The following is a 22,386-nucleotide window of genomic DNA, read 5'->3' on the forward strand; positions in this document are numbered from 1 at the left end:
GTAAGAAAGAGAATAATTGAAACAGCTACGTGGCTAACCGAGCCACCCGCGACCCGCACTGCTAGTAGCTCACCCACGTCCCGTTTGTAATTGCACGATGACAGTACCCCCGTTCTAGCGAGGTTGATCGGGCGCGCGTGAATCCCGTGTCAATGAGCGACGTTTTCTTCGGTATGTGGAAAGATGACCGTCATGACGGGCCGGCCCGGTCGTGTAACGAAGCACGATACGGGGCTGCCTTATCGCATCGAGTTTTCGAGACGTCGAGTTTGAGGCCGCCTCGCTGTTCTTGCGCCACCGCGCAGCTTCGGATTGCAGTGTTACGACACTTCGGAGCTGCATGCGCACGGCTCCGACTGCGACTGCGACGTCATTCAGGCGTGGTCTCAACGAGGCATGCCTTCCTAATGACGTAACCCGAAAGCCGCCCCAAGCGTCGCTTTCGCGCCTCGAACGATCAACCACCGACGCTCTCGGTGCTCTGGAGTCTCTACGATTTCGCTTACGAAACCGATCTCGGTCCCATCATGAATCCGGTCCCGGCACACGAGGCACACATGGCCGAGCACATGCACACCAGAAATCCCAGCACCCCTTCCAGCCATCCCGTCGCGGCACCTACCGACAACGGACCCCGAAGCCTTTTACAGGGGAATCCCCGATGAAAAGATCGAGGCCATCTTTGACGCACTTCGCTCCGACCGGGACCGAGCGCTATTTTCATTTTGGTTGACGAGCGGCGCTCGGGCTAGCGAGCTTCTTACGATGAGGCACGGCGACTATGACTTCGGTGAACACGATCACTGTCGTAAGCAAGGCAGTAGGGCGCTCGCGGGGATCCCGGCGAGCGTGGATGCGTTCGTATGGCTCGCCTGCTATATGGCTGAGGGGCAACCCGCCCGGCGTTGTGACGCCATCTGGTGGAACCTCCAAGGGAAGACGAAACATCCGCTGAGCTACGACGGTGCCCGCGCAATGTTTCGGCGGGCGCAGACTGCTCTTGGTTCGAACTGGACGCTCCACGGCCTGGGGAAGAAGTGCAGGTCGATGCAAGTTGTCGACGTTGATTTCGAACTGGAACTTGGCGGGACCGACGTGCCGCGGTCCCGAGGTATGCGCTGGTAGGCAGCGTTCCAATCCGGACAGACATGGCCGGGCTGAAAAAGGATGATGAGAACGGTTCTGGGCGCTGAGCAGGACCTAAACCTCCGCCACCGGAGCCGCGAACTGCGCCTCATACAGCCGCGCGTATGCCCCGCCGGCAGCCAAAAGCGAAGCGTGCGTCCCCTGCTCCACGATCTGCCCGGCCTCCATCACCAGGATGAGGTCGGCGTCGCGGATCGTGGACAGGCGGTGCGCGATCACAAAGCTCGTCCGGTCTGACCGCAGGGCCCGCATCGCCTTCTGCACCAGCACCTCGGTGCGGGTGTCCACTGAAGAAGTCGCCTCGTCCAGAATCAAAACAGACGGCCGGGCCAGGAACGCCCGGGCGATCGTCAGCAACTGCTTCTCCCCGGCGGACACGTTGGAACCCTCGTCCTCCAAAACCGTGTCATACCCCTCCGGCAGCGAGTGCACGAACCGGTCCACATACGTCGCCCGCGCTGCCTCCAGGATCTCCTCCTCGGTAGCCGTCGGCCGACCGTACGCAATGTTGTCGCGGATGGTCCCGCCGAACAGCCACGTATCCTGCAGCACCATGCCCAGCCGCGAGTGCAGCTCGCGCCGGGGGACTGAGGTGACGTCCACGCCGTCGAGCGTTATCCGCCCCGCATCCAGCTCGTAGAACCGCATCATCAGGTTCACCAGGGTGGTCTTCCCCGCCCCGGTCGGCCCGACAATCGCCACCGTCTGCCCCGGCTCCGCCACCAGAGACAAAGAAGAAATCAGCGGCTTATCCGGCGAGTATGAGAACGAAACGTCCTCAAACACCAGCCGCCCCCGCCCAAAAACCGGACCAGACGAGGTAGGAGGCTCCGCAGACTCCTCGTCCTCATCCAACAACGAGAAAACCCGCTCGGCGGACGCCACTCCGGACTGCAGCAGGTTGGCCATGGACCCCAGCTGCGCCAGCGGCATGGTGAACTGCCGCGAGTACTGGATGAACGCCTGCACGTCGCCCAGCTGCATGGCCCCGGACGCCACCTGCAGGCCGCCCACCACCGCGATCCCCACGTACACCAGGTTCCCGATGAACGTCATGGCCGGCATGATCAGCCCGGAGATGAACTGCGCGCCGAAGCTCGCGTCGTACAGCTCCACGTTCTTCTGCCGGAACCGCTCCTCCACCTCCCGCTGCCGGCCGAACACCTTCACCAGCGCATGCCCGGTGTACGTTTCCTCGATCTGCCCGTTCAGCTCCCCCGTGTGCTTCCACTGCGCCACAAACAGCTTCTGCGAGCGCTTGGCGATCAGCGCCGTGATCCCCAGCGTCAGCGGCACGGTCACCAGCGCGATCAGCGCCAGCGTGGGCGAGAGGATGAACATCATCACCAGCACGCCCACCACTGTCAGGACGGACGTGACCGCCTGGCTGATGGACTGCTGCAGGCTCTGGGAGATGTTGTCCACGTCGTTGGTCACCCGGCTCAGCAGCTCGCCGCGCTGGATGGAATCGAAATACCGCAGCGGCAGCCGGTGGATCTTCGCCTCGATCTCCTCGCGCAGCCCGAACACCGTCCGCTGCACCACCCCGTTCAGCACATACGCCTGCACCCACATAAACGCCGACGCCAGCACGTACAGCACCAGCGCCCACGCCAGCACGCCGGACAGCGCCGCGAAGTCGATCCCCTGCCCCGGCGTCAGCGCCATCGGCGTCAGCATGTCCGCCCGCTGGTTCTCCCCGGCGGCCCGCAGCTGCGCGATCAGCTCCGCCTTGCTCACCCCGGCGGGCAGCTCCCGCGACACCACGCCGGCGAAAATCAGGTTGGTGCCCTCCCCCAGCAGCCGCGGCCCGATCACCGACAGCGTCACGCTGGCCACGCCCATGACCAGCACCAGCAGCAGCCAGGCCCGCTCCGGCCGCAGCGTGCCCACCAGCCGCTTGGCCGACGGCCCGAAGTTCATCGCCTTCTCCGCCGGGACGTTCATCCCCGCGAACGGTCCGCCGCGTCCCGGTCCGCCCGCCGGACGGGGGATGCGTACGACGTCGGCAGTCCCGGTTTTGGAGGCCGCTGCGGTTCCGCCGGGGGCGGCTGTGTGGGGGGCGCCCGACGTCGGCCGGTTCTGCGTGCTCATACCGTCTCCTCCGCTGCCAGCTGGGAGGAGACGATCTCCCGGTACGTCTCGGATGTCTCCAGCAGCCCGCGGTGCGTTCCGCGCCCCACGATCCTGCCGTCGTCGAGCACTAAGATCTGGTCCGCATCCACGATGCTGGACACGCGCTGGGCGATGATCACCAGCGTGGCGCCGGCGGTGTTGCGCTTGAGGGCCTGGCGGAGCCGGGCGTCGGTGCCGGTGTCCAGCGAGGAGAACGAATCGTCGAAGATGTACAGCTCGGGCCGTTTCACCAGGGCCCGGGCGATGGCCAGCCGCTGCCGCTGCCCGCCCGAGACATTGGTGCCGCCCTGGGAGATGGGTGCGTCCAGCCCGCCCTCCATCTCCTCCACGAAGTCCCGCGCCTGGGCAATCTCCAGCGCGGTCCAGAGCTCGTCCTCGGTGGCGTCCGGCTTGCCGTACTGCAGGTTGCTGCGGACGGTGCCGGTGAACAGGTAGGGCCGCTGCGGCACCAGGCCGATGTGCCCCCAGAGCAGGTCCGGGTGCAGCTCCCGGACGTCCACGCCGTCCATCCGGACCGAGCCGGTGGTGGCGTCGAACAGCCTCGGCATGAGGTTCACCAGGGTGGTTTTGCCGGCGCCGGTGCTGCCGATGATCGCGGTCGTCTGCCCTGCCCTGGCGGTGAAGCTGAGCCCGGAGAGGACGGGCTGGTCGGCACCCGGGTAGGCGAATCCGACGTCGCGCATTTCCAGCTGCCCGCGGCGGTGCCCGTCGGACGGAACCGCGCTGCTCACGGGATGCAGCGGCGGCCGGACGCTCGACTCGGCGCCCAGCACCTCGCCGATCCGGTCCGCCGAGACCGCGGCGCGCGGGATCATCACCGCCATGAAGGTGGCCATCATGACGGACATCAGGATCTGCATCAGGTAGCTCAGGAACGCGATGAGGGTGCCCACCTGCATGGAGCCGTCCTCGATCCGGAACGAGCCGAACCAGATCACCGCCACACTGGACACGTTCAGCACCAGCATCACCACGGGGAACGCGAGCGCCATCAGCCGGCCGGCACGCAGCGCGGTGTCTGTGACATCCTCGTTGGCCTGGGCAAAGCGGGCGCTCTCGATGTCCTCGCGGACGAACGCGCGCACCACGCGGATGCCGGTCAGCTGCTCGCGGAGCACCCGGTTCACCGTGTCGATCCGCTTCTGCATCTTCCGGAACAGCGGCACCATCCGGGTGATGATCAGCCCTACGCCGATCATGAGCACGGGCACGGCGACGGCGATCAGCCAGGACAGCTGCACGTCCTGCCGGACGGCCATGATCACGCCGCCGATGGCGAGCATGGGCGCGGCCACCATCATGGTGGCGGCCATCAGCACCAGCTGCTGGACCTGCTGGACGTCGTTGGTGGACCGGGTGATCAGGCTGGGCGCGCCGAACTTCGTGACTTCCTGCTCGGAGAACTCCCCCACGCGCGTGAAGATGGCCCCGCGCAGGTCCCGGCCCGCGCCCATGGCCGCCTTCGCCCCGAAGTACACGGCAATCACCGAGCAGATGATCTGCAGCAGCGTGATCGCCAGCATCAGGCCGCCCAGGCTGAGGATGACGCCAGTGTCGCCCTTGGCCACTCCCTCATCGATGATGTCCGCGTTCAGCGTGGGCAGGTACAGCGACGCGATGGACTGCGCCAGCTGGAAAACCACGACGGCGACCAGCAGCTGCCGGTGCGGCCGCAGGTATTCAACAAGCAGTTTCCAGAGCAATGTGGCTCCAAAGGTTCTGTCCCGCTGGTGTTCGAGCTGGAGGTGGTGCGAAGGTCAGTTTACGTCCGGAGGCTGGGATTCATCCGGGCCGCGGTGGAGAAAATGGGCCGGTTCTCCGACAGCGTATTCGCGGACCCGCTGGGCGCGTTCGCCTACTTGGCTGGCCGCACGACATCGGACGGGTAGAGCAGCTCCACCAGCATCCCTATGAGTGCGGCCGGGATGAGGACCAGCCCGGCCAGGACGCCCCAGCTGCCATCCTCAAACTGCAGGGCGAGCCCGCCGATCACCACCGCGGGCAGGGCCGTGAGGACCGTTACCCATTGGGGAGCTGGCCTCAGCCATGCCCACATGGCTGAGGCCGCAAACCCGAGGGCTCCGAGCAGCACCAGCCGGTGCCCCACCGGATAGGTGGGCGGCTCGACGTTGAAAGTGAACGTGTCGGCCAGTCCGCAGGCCATCAAGGCGGCAGCGAGCAGGACAATCAGCGCCCACAGCCCTTCGTTCCAGCGGATCCGTTACATGGACTGACGGTAGCTGATGGTCTACCGCCGCGCGCAAGGGTCCGCGGAAGAGCCCTACAAATCGAGTCAATAGAGGGCTACTTCTTCGGATATACATACTGGTAACGGTGCATATTCGTTCTCGTACTAATCCCCGGCCTGTACCGTGGCCACGAGTTCGATTTCGAAGCCATCCGGCACCGTCCCCACAAACACCAGCAGGTCGGTTTCCTCCAGCAGGTCGTACGTAGGGCGGGGGCGGCCGTAGCCAATGGGGCCCACATACGAGGGGGAATCAAAGGAAACCGTTCCCTGCGTCCGCCATTCAGCAGCTGCCGGGATATGGTGCCGCTCCAGCCATCCCGTCAGCTGGTCCGCGGCTGCCTGCGTCCAGTCGTTGCCTGTGGGCCTGTGGGCCTGTGGGCGTTAGCCTACGAGGGCGCGGGTGTGGTCGTTAAGGAACATTCCGCGGGGGTCGAACTCCCGGCGTATTTGGATGAAAGTGTCAAGTTCCGGGTAGAGACGTTCCAGTCGGTTCCTGGTCATGAAGTGGATCTTGCCCCAGTGCGCACGTGGCTCGAATTCCTGCAGCAGAGCATCGGCGTCCCGGAAGAAGGGCCAATAGTCAGTTCCCGGTTCGGTGGTCAGGGTGATGACGGTTGTGTCCCGACCCTGAAACTGGGACAAGTAGCCTTCGTCGGCTTTCACCCACCGGACCTCAACAGGGTACTTCTGAGCAGAATGCTTGGTGCGGATCAACTCTTGGACAGCCTCAACGGCCGCCAGGCCGTGCTCGCTGGAAACGAAGTACTCGAGTTCATGGAAGGGTGTGGTGAATCCGCCGGGGTAGATGCGGTACGACCGGTCCAGCCGTGCGCCCTCCTTGCTTGAAATCTCACGTTCGTCCTGGATCTGGGCGGTGTTGTACCGCTTGGTGTAACTGCGGTTCGCCATGCTTTCGCCGGGCGCACCGGGAAGGTCCAGGAGTTCGCATGAACTGTCTTCAGGGCACCATAAGAACGAGTAATGCCTGTTTGCATCGATGTCGGTCTGCCAGGTTGCAGCCGTCTCTGACCATGTGGGATAAGTAATCTCCTCCTGCAGGTAATAGCGGTCCTCGACCGCCAGCTCGACCTCCAGGAAAACTCCGAGCGTACCCAGCGCGACCTGCGCCGCCCGGAGTTCTCGGAGCTGCCCCTCACCGATTTCGACGATTTCACCGAGGCCGTTGATCAGCTTGACCCAGCGAAGGCTTGACGAAAAGCTGCCCAGATCCTTGCCCGAGCCGTGTGTGCTGGTTGAGAGTGCCCCGGCGATCTGCTGTTTGTCGATGTCGCCCTGGTTTCCCAGCGCCAGCCCCTGCTCCCACAGAGGATCGCCGAAGGCGCTGATGGTGGTGCCGGCCAGGGCTCTTGCGCGACGCCGCGCAGGGTCGGTTCCCGTGATCGCCGAGAGTGCCGACATGTCCATCAGGACGCCGCCGGTCTGAACCAGCGGAGAGGACGAATGTCCTGAGCCGACCGCCCGCACAGGGAGGCCTTCGCGGATGGCGAAGCGAACGGCGTCGAGCGCTTCCTGTTCAGTCCGCGGTCGCACGGTGAATGCTGGCGTGGCACTCTGGTTTCCGCCCCAGTTGGTCCACGTTACGTCCGTCCCGAAGGGAGCGGACGGAGTCGCGGCGCGGGTCGTCGCGTTGTTGGGAAGGTTCGTCGTGGTCATTGCTCAGCTCCGATGCTGGTCTGAACGCTTATGCGCCGTGGTTGATCATGACGTGCTTGGTGCGGGAATAATCGTCCAACGCGTAGAGCGAGAGGTCGCGACCGTAGCCGGATCCCTTGAATCCGCCCCACGGTACCTCGCAGGCCAGTACCAGGTGTGAGTTGACCCAGACGGTGCCGAAATCGAGCTGCTTTGGAACTCTGAGCGAGAGGCTTGAGTCCCGGGTCCATACCGAGGCGGACAGGCCGTAGGGGCTCTCGTTTGCCCGTGTGATGGCCTCTTCGGTGGAGCTGAAGGTCTCGACCGTGACTACGGGACCAAATATTTCGTGTGTGGCTATATGTGCTCCGACGGGAACTTGGCTGATTACCGTGGGTTCGATGAAGTAACCGGGACCTTCCAGGGCAGAGCCGCCGATGGCTACATTCAGGCCAGCAGCCTTGGCCTCGGCCAGCGATTCCTGCACGCGTTCGAAATGGGGGCGCGAAATCATGGGACCGATTTCCACGTCGTCGCCCGCCTCTGGCGCTCCTACGACCAGAGTGCTGACTTCGCGTACCAGGTGCTCAGTGAACTCCTCGGCCACCGACTCGTGCACGAGCACGCGGCAGGCAGCGCCACAGTCCTGACCGGCATTCCAGAAGCCGGCATTGCGCACCCCGGCGGCGGCCGCGCGGAGGTCGGCGTCGGGAAAGACAACAACCGGAGCCTTGCCGCCGAGTTCCAAATGAACTCGTTTGACGGACCTGGCCGCGGTCTCCGCAACGGCCTGTCCGCTGACGACACTCCCTGTCAAGGCAACGAGGGCAACATCAGGATGTTCCGCGAGCCGCTGTCCGACGGTTCGGCCTTGTCCCGTCACGACGTTGAGAATTCCATCGGGAATGCGTCCGGCCAGGAGTTCTGCGAGCTTCAGTGTGGACAGGGGCGTCTGCTCGGAAGGCTTCAGGACGATGCTGTTTCCTGCAGCCAGGATGGGCGCGATCTTCCAAGCGGCCATCAGCAGCGGGTAGTTCCACGGGGTGATGACGCCGACGACGCCCACGGGTTCCCTGAGGATGACCGAAGTGTGCCCGGTTGCGTAGTCACCGCCGGCCATGGACGTCAGCGTGCGGGAAGCTCCAGCCATGAAACGGAACGTATCGATGGTGCTTGAGACGTCGTCCTCCGCGACGGTTCGCGGTTTACCGGTGTTGGCTGACTCGATGAGTTCGAAGGCTTCCCGGTTGGCTTCGATGATGTTGGCGATCAGGTTCAGCACCTCGGAGCGTTCTTTCGGGGTGGTGGCACCCCAGGACTTCTGGGCCACCACGGCAGCTTCGACAGCAACATCAACATCGGCAGCTGTGCCGGCCTGCACGGACGCGATGACCCGCTCAGTGGTGGGGTCTACGACGTCGATGAGTTCGGTGGAGGACCCCGGAACAAACGATCCTCCAATGAAGTGCCCGCCGGGAGGCAGAGGGAGCGGCAGCACCCCTGCAGGGCTGTGATCCACAGGGCCGTGATCTAGGGGGGAGCGTCGGACAGTGAACGGCTCGGTGTGAGTGAGTGTCATGGTGTTTGGCCTTTGCTTTCTGCGCCGGTCGCGGCGTCGGGAGTGTGTGTGGTGCGGGCGGTTGGCCCGTGGTTGGGTGCGGGCCGTTAGCCCGCGGTGCGTCAAATCAGTTCAGTTGCGAATGCGGGGGTCTGAACGGGGTCGGCATCCGACTTCTTCCGGAACACGCGGGCCGCGAAGTAGTAGAGCGGGGCAACTACCACCAGTCCGACGATCCAGGAGATGTCCACGCCGCCCATCGCGGCGGCCAGCGGGCCTGTGTAGATCGCTGTTGCGGAGAAGGGAACCTGGATCAGGGCGCCGGCCACGTAGGCGCCCATGGCGACCCAGTTGAACCGTCCGTACACGCCGCCGTCGCGCTTGAAGAAGTCTTCCACCCTGTAGTCGCCGTGCCGGAGAAGGTAGTAGTCCACCAGGTTGATGGCCGTCCAGGGAACCAGCACGTACATCAGGAAGGAGAGGAAATTCGTGTAGAAGAGGATGAAATTGTCGCGGGCGAACAGCGCGATCAGGACGGCGAGCGTGAAGAGGATGAGCGCCGCAACGCTTCGGGTCTTGGCGCGGGGCAACCAGTTCGGCTTGAACGTCTGGCCAATGGTGAGGCTGCACAGGACGCCGCAGTAAAGATTCATGGCGTTCGAAGCCGCAACCCCGAGGCAGAAGATTCCGATGACGATCATGGTCCAGGGTTGGAGAAACGCTCCCAGGCTGCCGACGATCTCGACGTTGCCGGCGTCGCTGCTCATCGTCGCGGCAAGCGTTCCCACCAGGGCACCTAAGACCATGGGGAACAAAGTACCCAAGACGCAGCCCGAATACGACGCCCAGAAGGCCGGGGCCGAGCCGGTGCCCTTGGGCATGTAGCGGGAATAATCCGAGACGTAGGGGGCGTAAGCGAGCTGCCACAGGGCGGATACGGAGATGGTGGCCATGAAGCCAACCCAGTTGAAGTTTCCCTGGTCCAGGAAGCTGGCCGGCAGTCCCTGGACGAACAGGATCCAGGCAAAGGCAAGCAACAGCGCTACACCCGCCACGACGCTCAGGATGCGTGCATAGGCGTGAATGAGCCGGTAGCCGAAAATCGTGGCAACGACGCTGACGATGCCGATGCCGATGATGCCTGCGTCAACACTGATGCCGGGGTTGACCGCGGCCATTGCTTCCCCGCCAAAGACGAGGTTCGCCGCGAAAAACCCGACGTACATGATCACCACGATGACAACGATCAGCAGCGCCCCGTACGAACCGAACTGGCCGCGGGTCTGGATCATCTGCGCCACGCCCAGTTGCGGGCCTTGGGCGGAATGCAGGGCCATGAAGATGCCGCCGACGACGTTCCCAATGATGATTCCCACGATCGCGGGCACAAATTGGAGGCCGAACACCGTGGTGGCGAGGCCGCCGGTCACGATGGTCATGATCATGATGTTGGAACCGAACCAGATGGTGAAGAGGTCCCGGGCTTTCCCGTGGCGTTCGTCCGCGGGGATGGGCTGGATGGTCTTGTCCTCGAGCCGGGGTACTTCGGCCGCGGCAACGGGAGTGGTTCGAGTGCTCATGATGCGTTCCAGGATGCTGCTTGCAGTTCACGGACGGTGTTCGTTTCGACCTTACTGCGGTTCACCATCAGGGCGAGCAGGTCGAAGACGAGGGTGGCCGCGGCGACCGTGGTGATGTCTGCGTGATCGTAAGCGGGAGCGACCTCGACGACGTCGGCGCCCACGATGTTGATGCCGTTCAGTCCGCGGAGAAGAGCAAGGAGTTCGCGGGAGTGGAGTCCGCCCATTTCGGGGGTGCCGGTGCCCGGTGCGTAGGCCGGGTCCAGGACGTCGATGTCGATGGAGACGTAGACGGGGGTGTCGCCTAGCCTCTCTTTGACCTGTTGGATGGCTGCCGGGACGCCGATGACGTCCAGGTCCGAGCAGCGGATGATCTGGAAGCCGAACTCGTGGTCGCGGAGGAAGTCGTTGCGGTCGTAGACCGGCCCGCGGATGCCGACGTGCATGGACTTGTCTTCCACCAGGAGTCCTTCCTCGAATGCCCGGCGGAAGATGGTTCCGTGGGTGACCGGCTGGTCGAAGTAGGTGTCCCACGTGTCCAGATGGGCGTCGAAGTGCAACAGCGCGACCGGTCCGTGGACCGTGTTCAATGCCCGCAGCATCGGGAGGGCAATGGTGTGGTCGCCACCGATGGAGATGAGCTTCTTGTCTTCACTGATCAGGGGCAGTGCCTGTTCTTCAATTTCGCGGACCGCCCGTGTGATGTCGTAGGGCGTGCAGGCGATGTCGCCGGCGTCTACAACCTGGACTTCGTAGACAGGCTCAACGTCGAGCTCGGGGTGGTAGCCGGGGCGAAGGAGCCGGGAGGCTTCGCGGACTGCGGCAGGACCGAAACGGGCGCCGGGCCGGAAGGAGGTCCCGCCGTCGAACGGTACACCGACGATCGCAATGTCGTAGTCCGGAACGCGGTCGATCTGGGGAAGCCTGGCGAACGTGCCGAGGCCTGCATACCGGGGGACTTTTGTTGCGTCGACGGGGCCGATGGGCTTGTGCGTTGTCATGCGGGGATCCTTCGGTTGCTGTGCTGCCGGGCGGTGACGCCGGCGGCGATTCGGGGGAGGTGCTGGCTCGCTCGCCGTTGAGCGGGAATGTTGAGCGGGAAGTAAGTAATCCAATTCTTGGTGACGCGCGTCACGGCGTATAGCGGTAGATTGACTACAAATGGCCGAGGCTCTTATACATATGTCTAAGAGCCTTTCGCGGGCCGGAAACCAAGGAGCTGGGAGCGCAATTCCATGGCGATTACAGTGGCCGAGCTCGTGGCGGAACCCCAGCTGGGACTCACGCTGCTGGCCGGATCCGCAGGCAGCGGCAACCGGATCACGTGGGCCCACACGTCTGACTTGCCGAGGCTGTGGGAATGGGTCACCGGCGGCGAGCTGATGATGACCAACGGCCTCTCCATCCCGGCCGATGCTGCGGGTCAGGTTGCGCTCGCCGAAGCGCTGGTGGATGCGGGCGCCAGTGCGCTGGCCATCGGAGAGAAGATGCACGCGCCGGAGCTGTTGCCGGAGTTCCTGGCCGCTTGTGAGAGGCTGCCGCTGCCGCTGATCAACGTGCCCTATCCGCTGCCCTTCATCGCCATCGCGCGAACGGTGGCTGAATCTTCCCTGCTGGAGGAGTCGCGGCGCCTGCGACAGACGGCCCGGATTTACGACCTGCTCCGCACTGCCGGAGCATCCGAGGACCACTTGCAGGGCCTTCTTCGTGGCCTCGCGGCTGAGCTCGATGCAGATCTGTTCGTCGTGGACCGGCGCTGCCTTCATCCGTGGCATCCGGACGGCCAGCCGCTGCCGGATTTCCTGCAGGCGGAATTGGCCCAGCTGACCGGGCGAATATCCTTGGCCGGGAAGAAGTTCCAGTGGCATCGGCTTCGGGACAGGCATGTGTTGATGATGGATATCCCCACGCACGCCAATGCGCTCCTGGTGGTGCTGCCCAGCGGCGATCCGCACCCGGACGCCGTCGTGCTGCTTCATGCGGCAACGGTGCTGGGTCTGGAACTTTCACGAAAAGTCCTGTCCCTGGAAAGCCGGAACCGCCTGGCGAGCGAATTCCTGTTCCAAGCGGTCGACGGTCGCCTGGGAACGGCGGAACTGGAAAGCCGGCTCACGGCCTTTGATGTTCCGGCGCAGGATTTCCTGATGGTTTCGATATCGGCCGACGACGGCGAGCGGCTGGCGAACGTCCACGTCGAACTGTGGCGCCACGGCTTTCCGGCCGCTTGCCTGCGGCGCTTCAACACACTTCATGTGGCGGTGTCCGCGGCGGTGACCGACGGTATTTTGGTCCATTGCGCGGGTCCCGAGGTCCGGATCGGCATCAGCTCGCCGACGGCTGCGCCCGGGATCCAGCGTGCCCTGCAGGAGTCGCTGTGGGCGCTCGGCGCGGCCAAGGGCAACGCCATGAATCTGGCCCGGTACGCGGAAGGCCCGTCCTGGCTGGGGCTCACGAGCTTCGAGGAAGGGACCGCCCTGGTGGAACGGCTGCTGGGTCCGATCTTCGCGTACGAACAGAGCCAGGAAGGCGACCTCATCGTGACGTTAAGGACGTACCTGGACACCCAGAGATCGTGGCAAAAGACCGCGGCGGCGCTGTTCGCACACAGGCAAACCGTCATTTATCGCATCCGTAAAGTCGGCGAACTGACGGGCCTGGACATGACCGAGACCTCCGCCTTGGCCCAGCTTTGGTTTGCGCTTCAAATCCACGAGGCCATGCACGTAGGCCGCTAAGTCGGCCCTTGGGTTGTCTGGGGGCGGCCGGCGGCGTCCTCCCAAGGGATCACCGTCAAGATGCCCGCGTAGCGCTTATCGAAGAATCATTTGGTTGTGCCCGGATGGTCGGTGGGACTGCCCCGGATTTCGTTGACTCTCGGGGTTTAGTGTTGCATCCTAATCCCGATACCCGGTCTGCAGCCGCTGGCTGCTCGGACGACGGAACTATGTGCCACGCAGTCGAGCCTGTCGGATTCCGGTGGTGGTTTCCGACAGGCTCGATCACCGCTACTGATCAGCGGTGCAGGCGGTTGAGTACTACCGTCCGATTACGGCGGAGACCTGAAGAAGATCTCCGAGCGTGCCCATCACTCTGTCCGTGACCTCACCGACCCCGCCAATCCCATCAACCCTGGCCAGGATTCCGCGTTCGGCATACTTGGCCACCACGGCCTCGGTCTGCCCGTGGTACAGGTCAAGGCGGTGGCGGATGACGGCTTCGTTGTCGTCGCTCCGGCCGGTTTCCTTGGCACGGCCCAACAGGCGCGAGACGAGTTCCTCGTCGTCGGCCGTGAGCTGCAGGACGACGTCGAGCTTCTCCTCGCTGTTCGCGAGGATCCCGTCAAGGTAGTCCACCTGCGCCGTGGTGCGCGGGTAGCCGTCCAGGAGGAAGCCGTTTTCGACGTCGGCTTCGTTGAGGCGGTCCCGGACCATCTTGTTGGTCACGCTGTCCGGAACGAAGTCCCCGGCGTCCATATACTCCTTGGCTTCGATTCCCAGCGGAGTCTCGCCCTTGACGTTGGCACGGAAGATGTCGCCTGTGGAGATCGCGGCCACACCGAGGCGCTCCGAGATCCGTTCGGCCTGCGTTCCCTTGCCCGAACCGGGAGGTCCGATAATCAGCATTCTCGTCATGTAAAGCCCCTTCGTGGTACCTGTTTGTTGAACGCTTGCTGTGGTCCCTGACCGGACTAGAAGAAGCCGAGCTTGTTCTCTGAGTGGCTGACCAGGAGATTCTTCGTCTGCTGGTAGTGGTCCAGCATCATGGAGTGGTTCTCACGGCCGATACCGGATGACTTATAGCCGCCGAACGCGGCCCCGGCAGGGTAGGCATGGTAGTTGTTCACCCACACCCGGCCGGCCTGGATCTCGCGCCCAGCACGGTAGGCCACGTTGCCGTTACGCGACCAGACGCCGGCGCCAAGGCCGTACAGGGTGTCGTTGGCGATGCTGACGGCGTCGTTGTAATCGCTGAAGCGTGCAACGGAGACCACCGGGCCGAAGATCTCCTCCTGGAAGATCCGCATCCAGTTCTGGCCCTCAAAAATGGTCGGCTGGACGTAGAAACCGCCGGCCAGGTCCCCGTCAAGCTCCGTCCGTGCACCGCCGGCCAGGATTTTTGCGCCCTCTTCGAGTCCGATGTCGATGTAGGAAAGGATCTTCTCCATCTGGCCCACGGATGCCTGGGCGCCGATCTGGGTGTTGGTGTCCAGCGGGTTGCCTTGGATGATCTGTTGCGTCCTGGCCACGGCATCAGCCATGAAGGAATCGTAGATACCGTCCTGGACGAGGGCACGGGACGGGCTGCTGCAGACTTCGCCCTGGTTGAAGGCGTAAAGGGTGAAGCCCTCCAGTGCCTTGTCGTAGAACGCGTCGTTGGACTCGGCAACATCGTTGAAGAAGATGTTCGGGCTCTTGCCGCCCAGTTCCAGGGTGACCGGGATCAGGTTCTGGCTGGCGTACTGGCTGATCAGGCGCCCGGTGGAGGTCTCGCCGGTGAACGCGATCTTGCGGATCCGCGGGCTGGACGCCAGCGGCTTGCCCACCTCCACCCCGAAGCCGTTGACGATATTCAGCAGGCCAGCGGGCAGCAGGTCCGCGATGAGTTCCGCCAGGACCAGGATGGAGGCCGGGGTATTGGACGCGGGCTTCAGGACGACGGCGTTGCCGGCGGCCAGGGCCGGAGCCATTTTCCAGACAGCCATGAGAATGGGGAAGTTCCAGGGGATGATCTGGCCCACGACGCCGAGCGGCTCGTGGAAGTGGTAGGCCGTGGTGTCGTCGTCGAGCTGGGACAGCCGGCCTTCCTGGGCGCGGATGGCGGAGGCAAAGTACCGAAAGTGGTCCGCCGCGAGCGGGATGTCCGCATTCAAGGTTTCGCGGATGGGCTTGCCGTTGTCCCACGATTCGGCGACGGCCAGCATCTCAAGGTTCGCGTCGATCCGGTCGGCGATCCTGTTCAGCACGGCGGCGCGCTCCGTGGCCGAAGTCTTGCCCCACGCCGGTGCGGCCTTGTGCGCGGCATCTAGTGCGAGCTCTACGTCCGCGGCGGCGCCGCGGGCCACCTCGGTGAATTGCTTTCCGTTCACCGGGGAAACGTTCTCGATGTATTGGCCGGTAGTTGGAGCCACCCATTCTCCGCCGATCCAGTTCTCGTAGCGGTCCTTGAACTGGACCTTGGATCCTTCTTGGCCGGGCTGTACATAAACAGTCATGGTCACTCCTCTGGAAAACAGACGTCTTCGTCCTGGCCCCCATGCTAGAACTTCAAAGGTTGCGACCAGGCTGCAAAGGGGACCGCCAGCTGCTGACCTCTGACCGGCGGAGGGCCCGTCGGTACAACCACCAGAGCTCGTACCAGGCACGCCCGGTAGCCGGCCGCGCACGACGGGACCAGAGAGCATGGCGGCTCTAAGGTTCTGCCCGCTGGAAGCGCGGTCGAGAAGTAGTGCGAAGGTTGGCTTACGTCCGTCGGCGGGGAATGGGAGGGCGGAATTCGGCGGGCGTGACCCGGGTCAGAGAGCAGCGGACGACGGCGGAATGTCCCGCCGTCGTCCGCTGCTCTGTCAGGAGCTGGCTCAGTAAGCCTTAACGCGCTGCTCCACGATGAGATGGATGAGGGCGAAGACGCCGTCCTCATCGATGGCCGCCAGGGCGGCGTCCAGTGCGGCCGGAACGTCACAGTCCTCGGTGACAGTGATCCCGAACCCGCCGAAGGCCCGGGCCATCAGACCGAAGTCCGGATTCTTCAGCTGGGTCCCGGACACGCGGGAGGGATAGTGCCGCTCCTGGTGGGTGCGGATGGTGCCGTATTCCTGGTTGTCCATAACGATCACCAACGGTGTGGCCCCGTACTGCGCCGCGGTGGCCAGCTCCTGGCCGTTCATAAGGAACTCCCCGTCCCCGGCGATGGTCACCACGCGGCGCCGGGGTTCGGCAAGTGATGCCGCGATGGCCGAGGGGACCGAGTAGCCCATTGAGCCGTTACGCGCACTGATCATGGAGGCATAGCGGCGGGTAGGAAAGTAGCGGTGTGCCCAGTTGGTGTGCTCCCCCGCGCCGAACGTCACCAGTGAGTCCTCGGGCAGCCTTGGCACCAGGTTCGCCATCAAAGTGTCCATCCTCGCCTGCCCCGCTGCCGGCGCAGCCGGGGGCAGCGCGGCGAACCGCTCCTGCTCGCCCCGCATCCGGTTCGTCCACGCTTTCCACTCGTCCTTCGCCGGCAGGTCAATCCCCACAACGTCGCGGACAAAGGCCTCGGGCTTGGCCAGGATCTGCCGCGAAACGGGGCCCGACCGGCCACGGAGTGAGGGGTCGACTGTGACCAGGAAGTTCTTTTTGCTCCAGTCCTGCCGGCAGACGAATCCGTCCGTAATCACATCGCCCGGCACTGTCCCCACAAACACCAGCAGGTCGGTTTCCTCCAGCAGGTCGTACGTGGGGCGGGGGCGGCCGTAGCCAATGGGGCCCACGTAGGAGGGCGAATCGAAGGAGACCGTTCCCTGCGTCCGCCATTCAGCCGCGGCCGGGATGTGGTGCCGTTCCAGCCATCCCGTCAGCTGATCCGCGGCTGCCTGCGTCCAGTCGTTGCCGCCGGTGACAAAAAGCGGCTTGCTGGACGCTGCCAGCGCGGCCTCCAGGGCGGCGGCGTCGGTGCGGCTCATGCCGCCGGCAGCCACGGGAATGGCGGGGTGCAGCGCCGGGTCAATCTGCTGCCGGATGATGTCCTCCGGCAGGCCCACCACCACCGGGCCCGGCCGCCCGCTCATGGCCGCAAACATCGCCTCGGCCACGATCTCGGACGCCCGCTCCGCATGGTCCAGGACCATGACGCGCTTCGCTCCCGTATCGAACCAGGCCTTGATGTCGAACTCCTGGAACGCCTCGCGGTCCCGGTGTGCGAAGGGGATCAGGCCGACGAACAGCAGCATGGGGGTGGAGTCCTGCCATGCGGTGTGCAGCCCCACATGCGCGTTGGCCGCTCCGGGCCCGCGGGTCACCATCGCTATGCCCGGGCGCTGGCGCATTTTCCCGTCGGCCTCGGCCATGTAGGCTGCACCGCCCTCGTGCCGGCAGACGATGGTTTCAATGTCCGAGTTGTGCAGGCCGTCCAGGACGTCCAGGAAGCTTTCGCCGGGAACCACGTAGGTGCGCTCCACCCCGTGGGCCACCAGCGAATCAACAATCACGTGCCCGGCTGATTTCAGTGCCTGGCGGGAGCCGGCTTTGGGCTCGGCCACATGGCTCGCCTGCCGGGAGCCTTGATCGGAAATTACGACGGCGGCAGGCAGGGTGTGGGATGCGGTCAGGGTTGCTTCGGTTTCCGTTGTCATGGGCTTTCTTTGGCTGTTCGGGCTGGTTTGGCGTTCGTAGCGGATGGTGCGGGCTTTATCTGAAGGACTCCGCGGGCGGGTTGGCGATGACGGGAGCTGTGCCGGTGAAGCCCTCGCGGGTTTCGGCGATCTCACGGATCCGCTGGCGGCAGGCGTACCAGCCGAACACCATCAGCACGGAGGCGATGGCGGTGACCAGCATGGTGAGGGGTGAATCGATGAAGACCATCACCAGCACGCTCGCCAGAAAGAGCAGCGAGAGGTAGCCGGTGTACGGGGCGCCGAACATCCTGAACGAGGGGCGTGTGAGCCAGCCTTTGTTCGCCCAGCGTTGGAGCTGGATTTGGCAGAGCACGATGGTTGCCCAGGTCATGACGATGCCCACGGATGCGACGTTCAGCACGATCTCGAAGGCCTGGGCGGGTACGAGGTAGTTCAGCGGGACGCCGAGGAGGGACACGCCGGCGGTGATGGCGATGCCGCCGTAGGGGACGCCGGCTTTGTTCATCCGGCCCGCGAACTTCGGGGCGGAGCCGTTCACGGACATGGAGCGAAGGATGCGTCCGGTGGAGTACAGGCCGGCGTTGAGTGAGGAGAGCGCGGCGGTGAGGACCACCAGGTTCATGATGACGTCCACGCCCTGGATGCCGATGGAACCGAAGAACGTCACGAAGGGGCTGACGCCCTTTTCGTAGGACGTGTACGGGAGCAGGAGGGCGAGCAGGATGACGGAGCCGACGTAGAAGACGGCGATCCGGAAGACCACGGAGTTGATGGCTTTGGGCATGATCTTTTCCGGGTTTTCGGTCTCGCCGGCGGCGGTGCCCACGAGTTCGATGGAGGCGTAGGCGAACAGGACGCCCTGCATGAGGATGATCATGGGGAGCAGGCCGTTGGGGAAGACGCCGCCGTTGTCCGAGAGGAGGCTCAGGCCCACCGGCTGGCCGTCCACGGGGGTGCCGAAGATGACGAAGTAGGTGCCCACCACGAGGAAGACCACCAGTGCGGCGACTTTGATGATGGCGAACCAGAATTCCATTTCGCCGAAGACCTTGACGGAGACGAGGTTCAGGGCGAGGACCACCAGCAGGGCGATCAGGGCCCAGGCCCATTGCGGGACGGCCGCCATCCAGGGGATGTAGTGGCCGAAGAAGTTCATGTAGAGCGCGGCGGCGGTGATGTCCACGATGGTGGTGGTGGCCCAGTTGATCCAGTAGAACCAGCCGGAGACGAACGCGGCCTTCTCGCCGAAGAATTCACGGGCGTAGGAAACAAACGAGCCCGACGACGGGCGGTGCAGGACCAGTTCGCCAAGCGCCCGCAGGATGAGGAACGCGAAGAAACCGCACACTGCGTAGGCGATGACCAGCGACGGGCCGGCGGCGTTCAGCCGGCCGCCGGCGCCGAGGAACAGGCCGGTGCCGATCGCGCCGCCGATCGCGATCATCTGGATCTGCCGCGGCTTGAGGCTCTTGTGGTAGCCCTTGTCCTCCGCGTGCAGGGCCGTCTCTGAGGCGTGCGCGTGGCCGCCGTCGGCCTGTTTCAGTACAACCTCGTCATTGGGGTTGATGGGCATGGTTGATCCTTTCGATACGGAGAAGATCCTGCTGGGTTGGGAAGGAAGTTGTGGGGTGTGGGCAGCCTGTGTTTTAGAAAACGGACCAGCCGGTGCGGTCGGAAAGGTCGGCGAGGGCGGCGGTGCCGGCAAGGGAGTTCCCTTTGGCGTCCAGCCGCGGACTCCAGACGCAGATGGCGCAAACACCCGGAACGATGGCCAGGATCCCGCCGCCCACACCGCTTTTTCCCGGAAGGCCCACGCGGTAGGCGAACTCGCCCGCGGCGTCGTACATGCCGCACGTCAGCATGATGGAGCCGATGCGTTTCGCTTCGCTGGGGGAAACCACTGTTCCGAGCGTTCCCTGGCCGTCCCGGGCGAGGAAGAGCCCGGCCTTGGCGAGTTCAACGCAGGTCATCATGATGGAGCATTGGCGCACGTAGTTTTCCACCACTGATTCCGCGGCCTGCTTCAGGTTGCCGAAGTCCTTCAGGAAGTGCGCCAACGCCAGATTGCGGCTGCTGCTGGAAAGCTCGCTGGCTGCGGCGGCCTCATCGATGAAGGGCCCAGTGCTTGCTGCCTGGGCGGTGAGGAACCGCAACACCTGGGTGGCGGCGTCGGACGTTTCTTCCATCAGGTGATCGGTAACCACCAGGGCGCCGGCGTTGATGAACGGGTTCCGCGGGATGCCGTGCTCCACTTCCAGCTGGACCAGGGAGTTGAACGATGTGCCGGAGGGTTCGCGCAGAACGCGGGACCACAGTGATCCTGAGCTGTCCCCTTGAAGCGCCATTGCCAGGGTGAACACCTTGGAAATGCTCTGGATGGAGAACGGAACGTCGGCATCGCCGGAACTGAACACCTCGCCGGAAGCGGTGGCAACGGCGATCCCGAACCTGTTGAAGGGTACTGCTGCGAGCAAGGGAATGTTGGCCGGCACGGACCCACTTTCCCGCTGCGGCCTGTGGCTGCGGACGATGTCGTCCAGTATCCGGTCCAACGGCGGTGCCTCGAGTGCTGTGGTCATTTCCTGCCCAATTGTTCTTTGTGTGTGCTGGCCCATTCCTGGATATGGAGCAGGGCCACCAGCGAGTCCCGGGGGTTGCCGAAGTTCAGGCCGGTCGCCCGGGATGCCTTGCTGATCCGGTAGTAGACGGTGTTCTTGTGCAGCCCCATCCTGCTGGCACACTCGGCGACATCGAGTGAGGCTTCGAAGTATGCGTGCAGGGTCTCCGCGAGTTCGCCGTCCTGCCGCAGTAGCGCGGAAAGGCTGCGGTGGCGGAATGTGGAGGACGTGAAATGCTGAACCGCCTCGCGGAAGAGGATCTCTCCCTCGAAGTCGTCCACGGTGGCAACCGTCCTGTCCGGAGACGTGCCTACGCAACTCAACAGGGCCTCGGTGATATGGGTGGTTGAGTGTAGGGACAGCAGGTCCGGGACCACGGGACCGACGGCTGCGAACGGGCTGATGCCGAGGTGCTTGCCGGCATCCCGGACGATGGATTCGGCCAGTCTGCGCAGCCCGGGCTCCGCGGCGGTTGACTGCAGGCCAGGGACAATCACGGCAGTGTCGCCCTTGAACTGGCCCACGACGGCGGACGCCTTGTAGGCGGCCGCGTGGATGGACGCCAGATTGGCCAGTTCGCCGTGCTTCAGTGCTGCGTCGTCGGCCTGAGCATCGCCATCGGACATTCCTATCAGGATCAGTGCCGCCGGGCGCTCAGCGGAGATCTTCTCGCTGTGCGCACTGGCCGCGGCTTCCGCCGCACCTGACAAAATCCGCGCAATGCGGTCTTCGCGCATGTGTACGGACTGCTGGTTGCGGAAACGGATCAGCTCGGCGGAGGCCCGCGCAGCAGATCCGGTGAGCACGTGATCAACGTCCGCGCCGAAGCCCGCCCCCGTTTCCTGCAGCCAGATGTAGCCCATGATCCGGTCCCCGGCGAACAGTGTGACGGCCACCCGTTCCCGCAGCCCGTCCTGGGGACGGGCCGGTACCCGCACCGGCAGCCGGGTTCTGTGCAGTTCTCGGTAGGCGCCCAGGTCCTTCAGCAGCAGCTCGTATTTTCGCGGACCGCGCCGGGCCAGGATGGAGGCCTTGCGCAGCTCGTCGATGTCATTCGAAACAGTGGAGTATGCCAGCACCTTGTTGGCGGCGTCTTCGATGACCACGTGGCTGGATGTGAGCCTGGCGGTGGTCTGGGCGATGGCAAACAGGTCCTCTTCCAGCAGCGTCAGCACTTCGCTCTGGTAGCTGCGCGGCTGGATGCGGTCCTTGGCGATGGACAGCAGCCGGTCCCAGTCAGCCCCCGGATCCACCAGGAGCAGGCCCGTGCCGGCATCGCGGAGCAGTTCTTCGGCTTCGGCGAGCTCTTCACGTATTCCCTTGACGGCCACAACCGGCGGAGGGTTCTTCAGGAGCCGCCGCAGCGCGGGCAAAGCCGAGCGGCCGCGGACGCCGATCAGCAGGACAAAGGCTGCGCCGCCGTCGTACGTTTCATCATCCGCATCCACGATCAGGAACCGTTCGATCGCAGAGCCGGCCGGGGCAGGCCGGAGGATGAGGCTGGCGAAACCCAAGGGGAGGTCCGAGAGGATATCGTCCACCGTAACCGCTGCCATGGGCTTCCTTCTGCGTCGATCTGGCCGGACGGCTCTGTCCGGTCACCTCATGCTATCGAGGCGGGCTCCCCCAAAATATGTAAAGGAGCCCAAATGCAGTGGCAGCTTTTCGGTTGGCGGACCAAGTTTGGACGGTCCATGGCCATGTATGGCCAGCACCGGCCGAAGCGGCCGTCAGCAATGTACTGGCCCTTCATAATCACAGTGGCCAGACGGGGAGTTTCCGGGAAATCTTCAGTCAACCTTGAGCCGGCCGCCGTCATCTGGGCCGTGCGGTTCACACGGCCGGCGTTACCCCGCCGGCCAGCGACGTGATCATCCGCTTGATGTCCTGGTACTCGTCCGTTTCCAAGTACTTCTTGGCCTGCTCCAGATACGGCAGAGATTGGCCCCCGTCGTCTCGTTGTTCTCGGGGTTGTAGAACGCACCCAACATGTCAGCGGTGGGCGGCCAGGTGAAGAAGCGGAAGATGGCGCACGTCGAGTCACCGGTCGGCGACGGGACCGATGTGATGCCGTCAGCAGAGGCAACTCTTCGGACTCCAGCACCCCGTAC

At 64.3% G+C, this 22,386-nt stretch carries 15 protein-coding genes and 1 pseudogene; 2 read left to right on the plus strand and 14 right to left on the minus strand.

Going from position 1 to position 22,386, the window contains the following annotated elements:
- The first annotated feature begins 669 nt into the window (after positions 1-669).
- Positions 670-1,125 carry a hypothetical protein gene (locus tag ACVWY0_RS04240; protein ID WP_485835724.1) on the plus strand — a complete coding sequence of 152 codons (456 nt, stop codon included), beginning with the start codon at positions 670-672 and terminating at the stop codon, positions 1,123-1,125.
- Between the two features lie 75 nt (positions 1,126-1,200).
- Here ACVWY0_RS04240 and ACVWY0_RS04245 read toward each other — a convergent pair whose 3' ends face one another.
- The 8 genes and pseudogenes from ACVWY0_RS04245 to speB form a co-directional block, all read right to left on the minus strand.
- On the minus strand, positions 1,201-3,240 hold the full coding sequence (locus tag ACVWY0_RS04245) for an ABC transporter ATP-binding protein (RefSeq protein WP_485835565.1): 2,040 nt from the start codon (positions 3,238-3,240) through the stop codon (positions 1,201-1,203).
- Positions 3,237-4,985, minus strand: coding sequence for an ABC transporter ATP-binding protein (locus ACVWY0_RS04250; protein WP_485835566.1), 1,749 nt, complete (start codon positions 4,983-4,985; stop codon positions 3,237-3,239). The genes ACVWY0_RS04245 and ACVWY0_RS04250 overlap by 4 nt, the downstream gene beginning before the upstream one ends.
- A gap of 152 nt (positions 4,986-5,137) precedes the next feature.
- Positions 5,138-5,449, minus strand: a complete 312-nt coding sequence (locus tag ACVWY0_RS04255; RefSeq protein WP_485835567.1) for a hypothetical protein — start codon at positions 5,447-5,449, stop codon at positions 5,138-5,140.
- A 225-nt stretch (positions 5,450-5,674) separates the two neighbouring features.
- Positions 5,675-5,890 (minus strand): annotated as a pseudogene (locus ACVWY0_RS04260) (acetolactate synthase); the annotation flags it as partial.
- A gap of 24 nt (positions 5,891-5,914) precedes the next feature.
- Positions 5,915-7,207: a D-arabinono-1,4-lactone oxidase gene (locus ACVWY0_RS04265; RefSeq protein ID WP_485835568.1), complete on the minus strand. Its 1,293-nt coding sequence runs from the start codon at positions 7,205-7,207 to the stop codon at positions 5,915-5,917.
- 28 nt (positions 7,208-7,235) lie between these two features.
- Positions 7,236-8,765, minus strand: a complete 1,530-nt coding sequence (locus tag ACVWY0_RS04270; RefSeq protein ID WP_485835569.1) for an aminobutyraldehyde dehydrogenase — start codon at positions 8,763-8,765, stop codon at positions 7,236-7,238.
- Between the two features lie 101 nt (positions 8,766-8,866).
- Entirely contained in the window at positions 8,867-10,324 is a 1,458-nt protein-coding gene (locus ACVWY0_RS04275) for a purine-cytosine permease family protein (RefSeq protein ID WP_485835570.1), read from the minus strand.
- Entirely contained in the window at positions 10,321-11,325 is a 1,005-nt protein-coding gene (gene speB / locus ACVWY0_RS04280; RefSeq protein WP_485835571.1) for an agmatinase, read from the minus strand. Before speB ends, ACVWY0_RS04275 begins: the two co-directional genes overlap by 4 nt.
- A 234-nt stretch (positions 11,326-11,559) precedes the next feature.
- On the opposite strand from speB, the gene ACVWY0_RS04285 reads away from it, so the two are divergent.
- Entirely contained in the window at positions 11,560-13,059 is a 1,500-nt protein-coding gene (locus ACVWY0_RS04285; protein WP_485835572.1) for a PucR family transcriptional regulator, read from the plus strand.
- 300 nt (positions 13,060-13,359) lie between these two features.
- On the opposite strand, the gene ACVWY0_RS04290 is transcribed toward ACVWY0_RS04285, so the two are convergent.
- From ACVWY0_RS04290 to ACVWY0_RS04315, 6 genes are all read right to left on the minus strand, one after another.
- The gene (locus ACVWY0_RS04290; protein WP_485835725.1) at positions 13,360-13,947 is read right to left on the minus strand and encodes an adenylate kinase; all 588 of its coding nucleotides are present in this window, start codon (positions 13,945-13,947) and stop codon (positions 13,360-13,362) included.
- A gap of 65 nt (positions 13,948-14,012) precedes the next feature.
- Complete coding sequence (gene exaC / locus ACVWY0_RS04295) at positions 14,013-15,536, minus strand: acetaldehyde dehydrogenase ExaC (RefSeq protein WP_485835573.1); 1,524 nt, start codon at positions 15,534-15,536, stop codon at positions 14,013-14,015.
- Positions 15,537-15,899: 363 nt separating this feature from the next.
- Positions 15,900-17,654, minus strand: a complete 1,755-nt coding sequence (locus ACVWY0_RS04300) for a thiamine pyrophosphate-dependent enzyme (protein WP_485835574.1) — start codon at positions 17,652-17,654, stop codon at positions 15,900-15,902.
- 55 nt (positions 17,655-17,709) lie between these two features.
- Positions 17,710-19,230 carry an amino acid permease gene (locus tag ACVWY0_RS04305; RefSeq protein ID WP_485835575.1) on the minus strand — a complete coding sequence of 507 codons (1,521 nt, stop codon included), beginning with the start codon at positions 19,228-19,230 and terminating at the stop codon, positions 17,710-17,712.
- Positions 19,231-19,303: 73 nt separating this feature from the next.
- Positions 19,304-20,236 (minus strand): glutaminase, encoded by a 933-nt coding sequence (locus tag ACVWY0_RS04310; RefSeq protein WP_485835576.1) that lies wholly within the window; start codon positions 20,234-20,236, stop codon positions 19,304-19,306.
- Entirely contained in the window at positions 20,233-21,831 is a 1,599-nt protein-coding gene (locus ACVWY0_RS04315; RefSeq protein ID WP_485835577.1) for a PucR family transcriptional regulator, read from the minus strand. Before ACVWY0_RS04315 ends, ACVWY0_RS04310 begins: the two co-directional genes overlap by 4 nt.
- Between the last annotated feature and the right edge of the window lie 555 nt (positions 21,832-22,386).

The organism is Arthrobacter sp. UYNi723, from assembly GCF_054057635.1.

Excerpts from the sequence above, each read along its gene's own strand:
- speB (WP_485835571.1), bottom strand. The coding sequence starts at position 11,325 with ATGACAACGCACAAGCCCATCGGCCCCGTCGACGCAACAAAAGTCCCC.
- ACVWY0_RS04310 (WP_485835576.1), bottom strand. The coding sequence starts at position 20,236 with ATGACCACAGCACTCGAGGCACCGCCGTTGGACCGGATACTGGACGAC.
- ACVWY0_RS04270 (WP_485835569.1), bottom strand. The coding sequence starts at position 8,765 with ATGACACTCACTCACACCGAGCCGTTCACTGTCCGACGCTCCCCCCTA.
- ACVWY0_RS04265 (WP_485835568.1), bottom strand. The coding sequence starts at position 7,207 with ATGACCACGACGAACCTTCCCAACAACGCGACGACCCGCGCCGCGACT.
- ACVWY0_RS04305 (WP_485835575.1), bottom strand. The coding sequence starts at position 19,230 with ATGCCCATCAACCCCAATGACGAGGTTGTACTGAAACAGGCCGACGGC.
- ACVWY0_RS04285 (WP_485835572.1), top strand. The coding sequence starts at position 11,560 with ATGGCGATTACAGTGGCCGAGCTCGTGGCGGAACCCCAGCTGGGACTC.
- exaC (WP_485835573.1), bottom strand. The coding sequence starts at position 15,536 with ATGACTGTTTATGTACAGCCCGGCCAAGAAGGATCCAAGGTCCAGTTC.
- ACVWY0_RS04290 (WP_485835725.1), bottom strand. The coding sequence starts at position 13,947 with ATGCTGATTATCGGACCTCCCGGTTCGGGCAAGGGAACGCAGGCCGAA.
- ACVWY0_RS04245 (WP_485835565.1), bottom strand. The coding sequence starts at position 3,240 with ATGAGCACGCAGAACCGGCCGACGTCGGGCGCCCCCCACACAGCCGCC.
- ACVWY0_RS04275 (WP_485835570.1), bottom strand. The coding sequence starts at position 10,324 with ATGAGCACTCGAACCACTCCCGTTGCCGCGGCCGAAGTACCCCGGCTC.
- ACVWY0_RS04315 (WP_485835577.1), bottom strand. The coding sequence starts at position 21,831 with ATGGCAGCGGTTACGGTGGACGATATCCTCTCGGACCTCCCCTTGGGT.
- ACVWY0_RS04300 (WP_485835574.1), bottom strand. The coding sequence starts at position 17,654 with ATGACAACGGAAACCGAAGCAACCCTGACCGCATCCCACACCCTGCCT.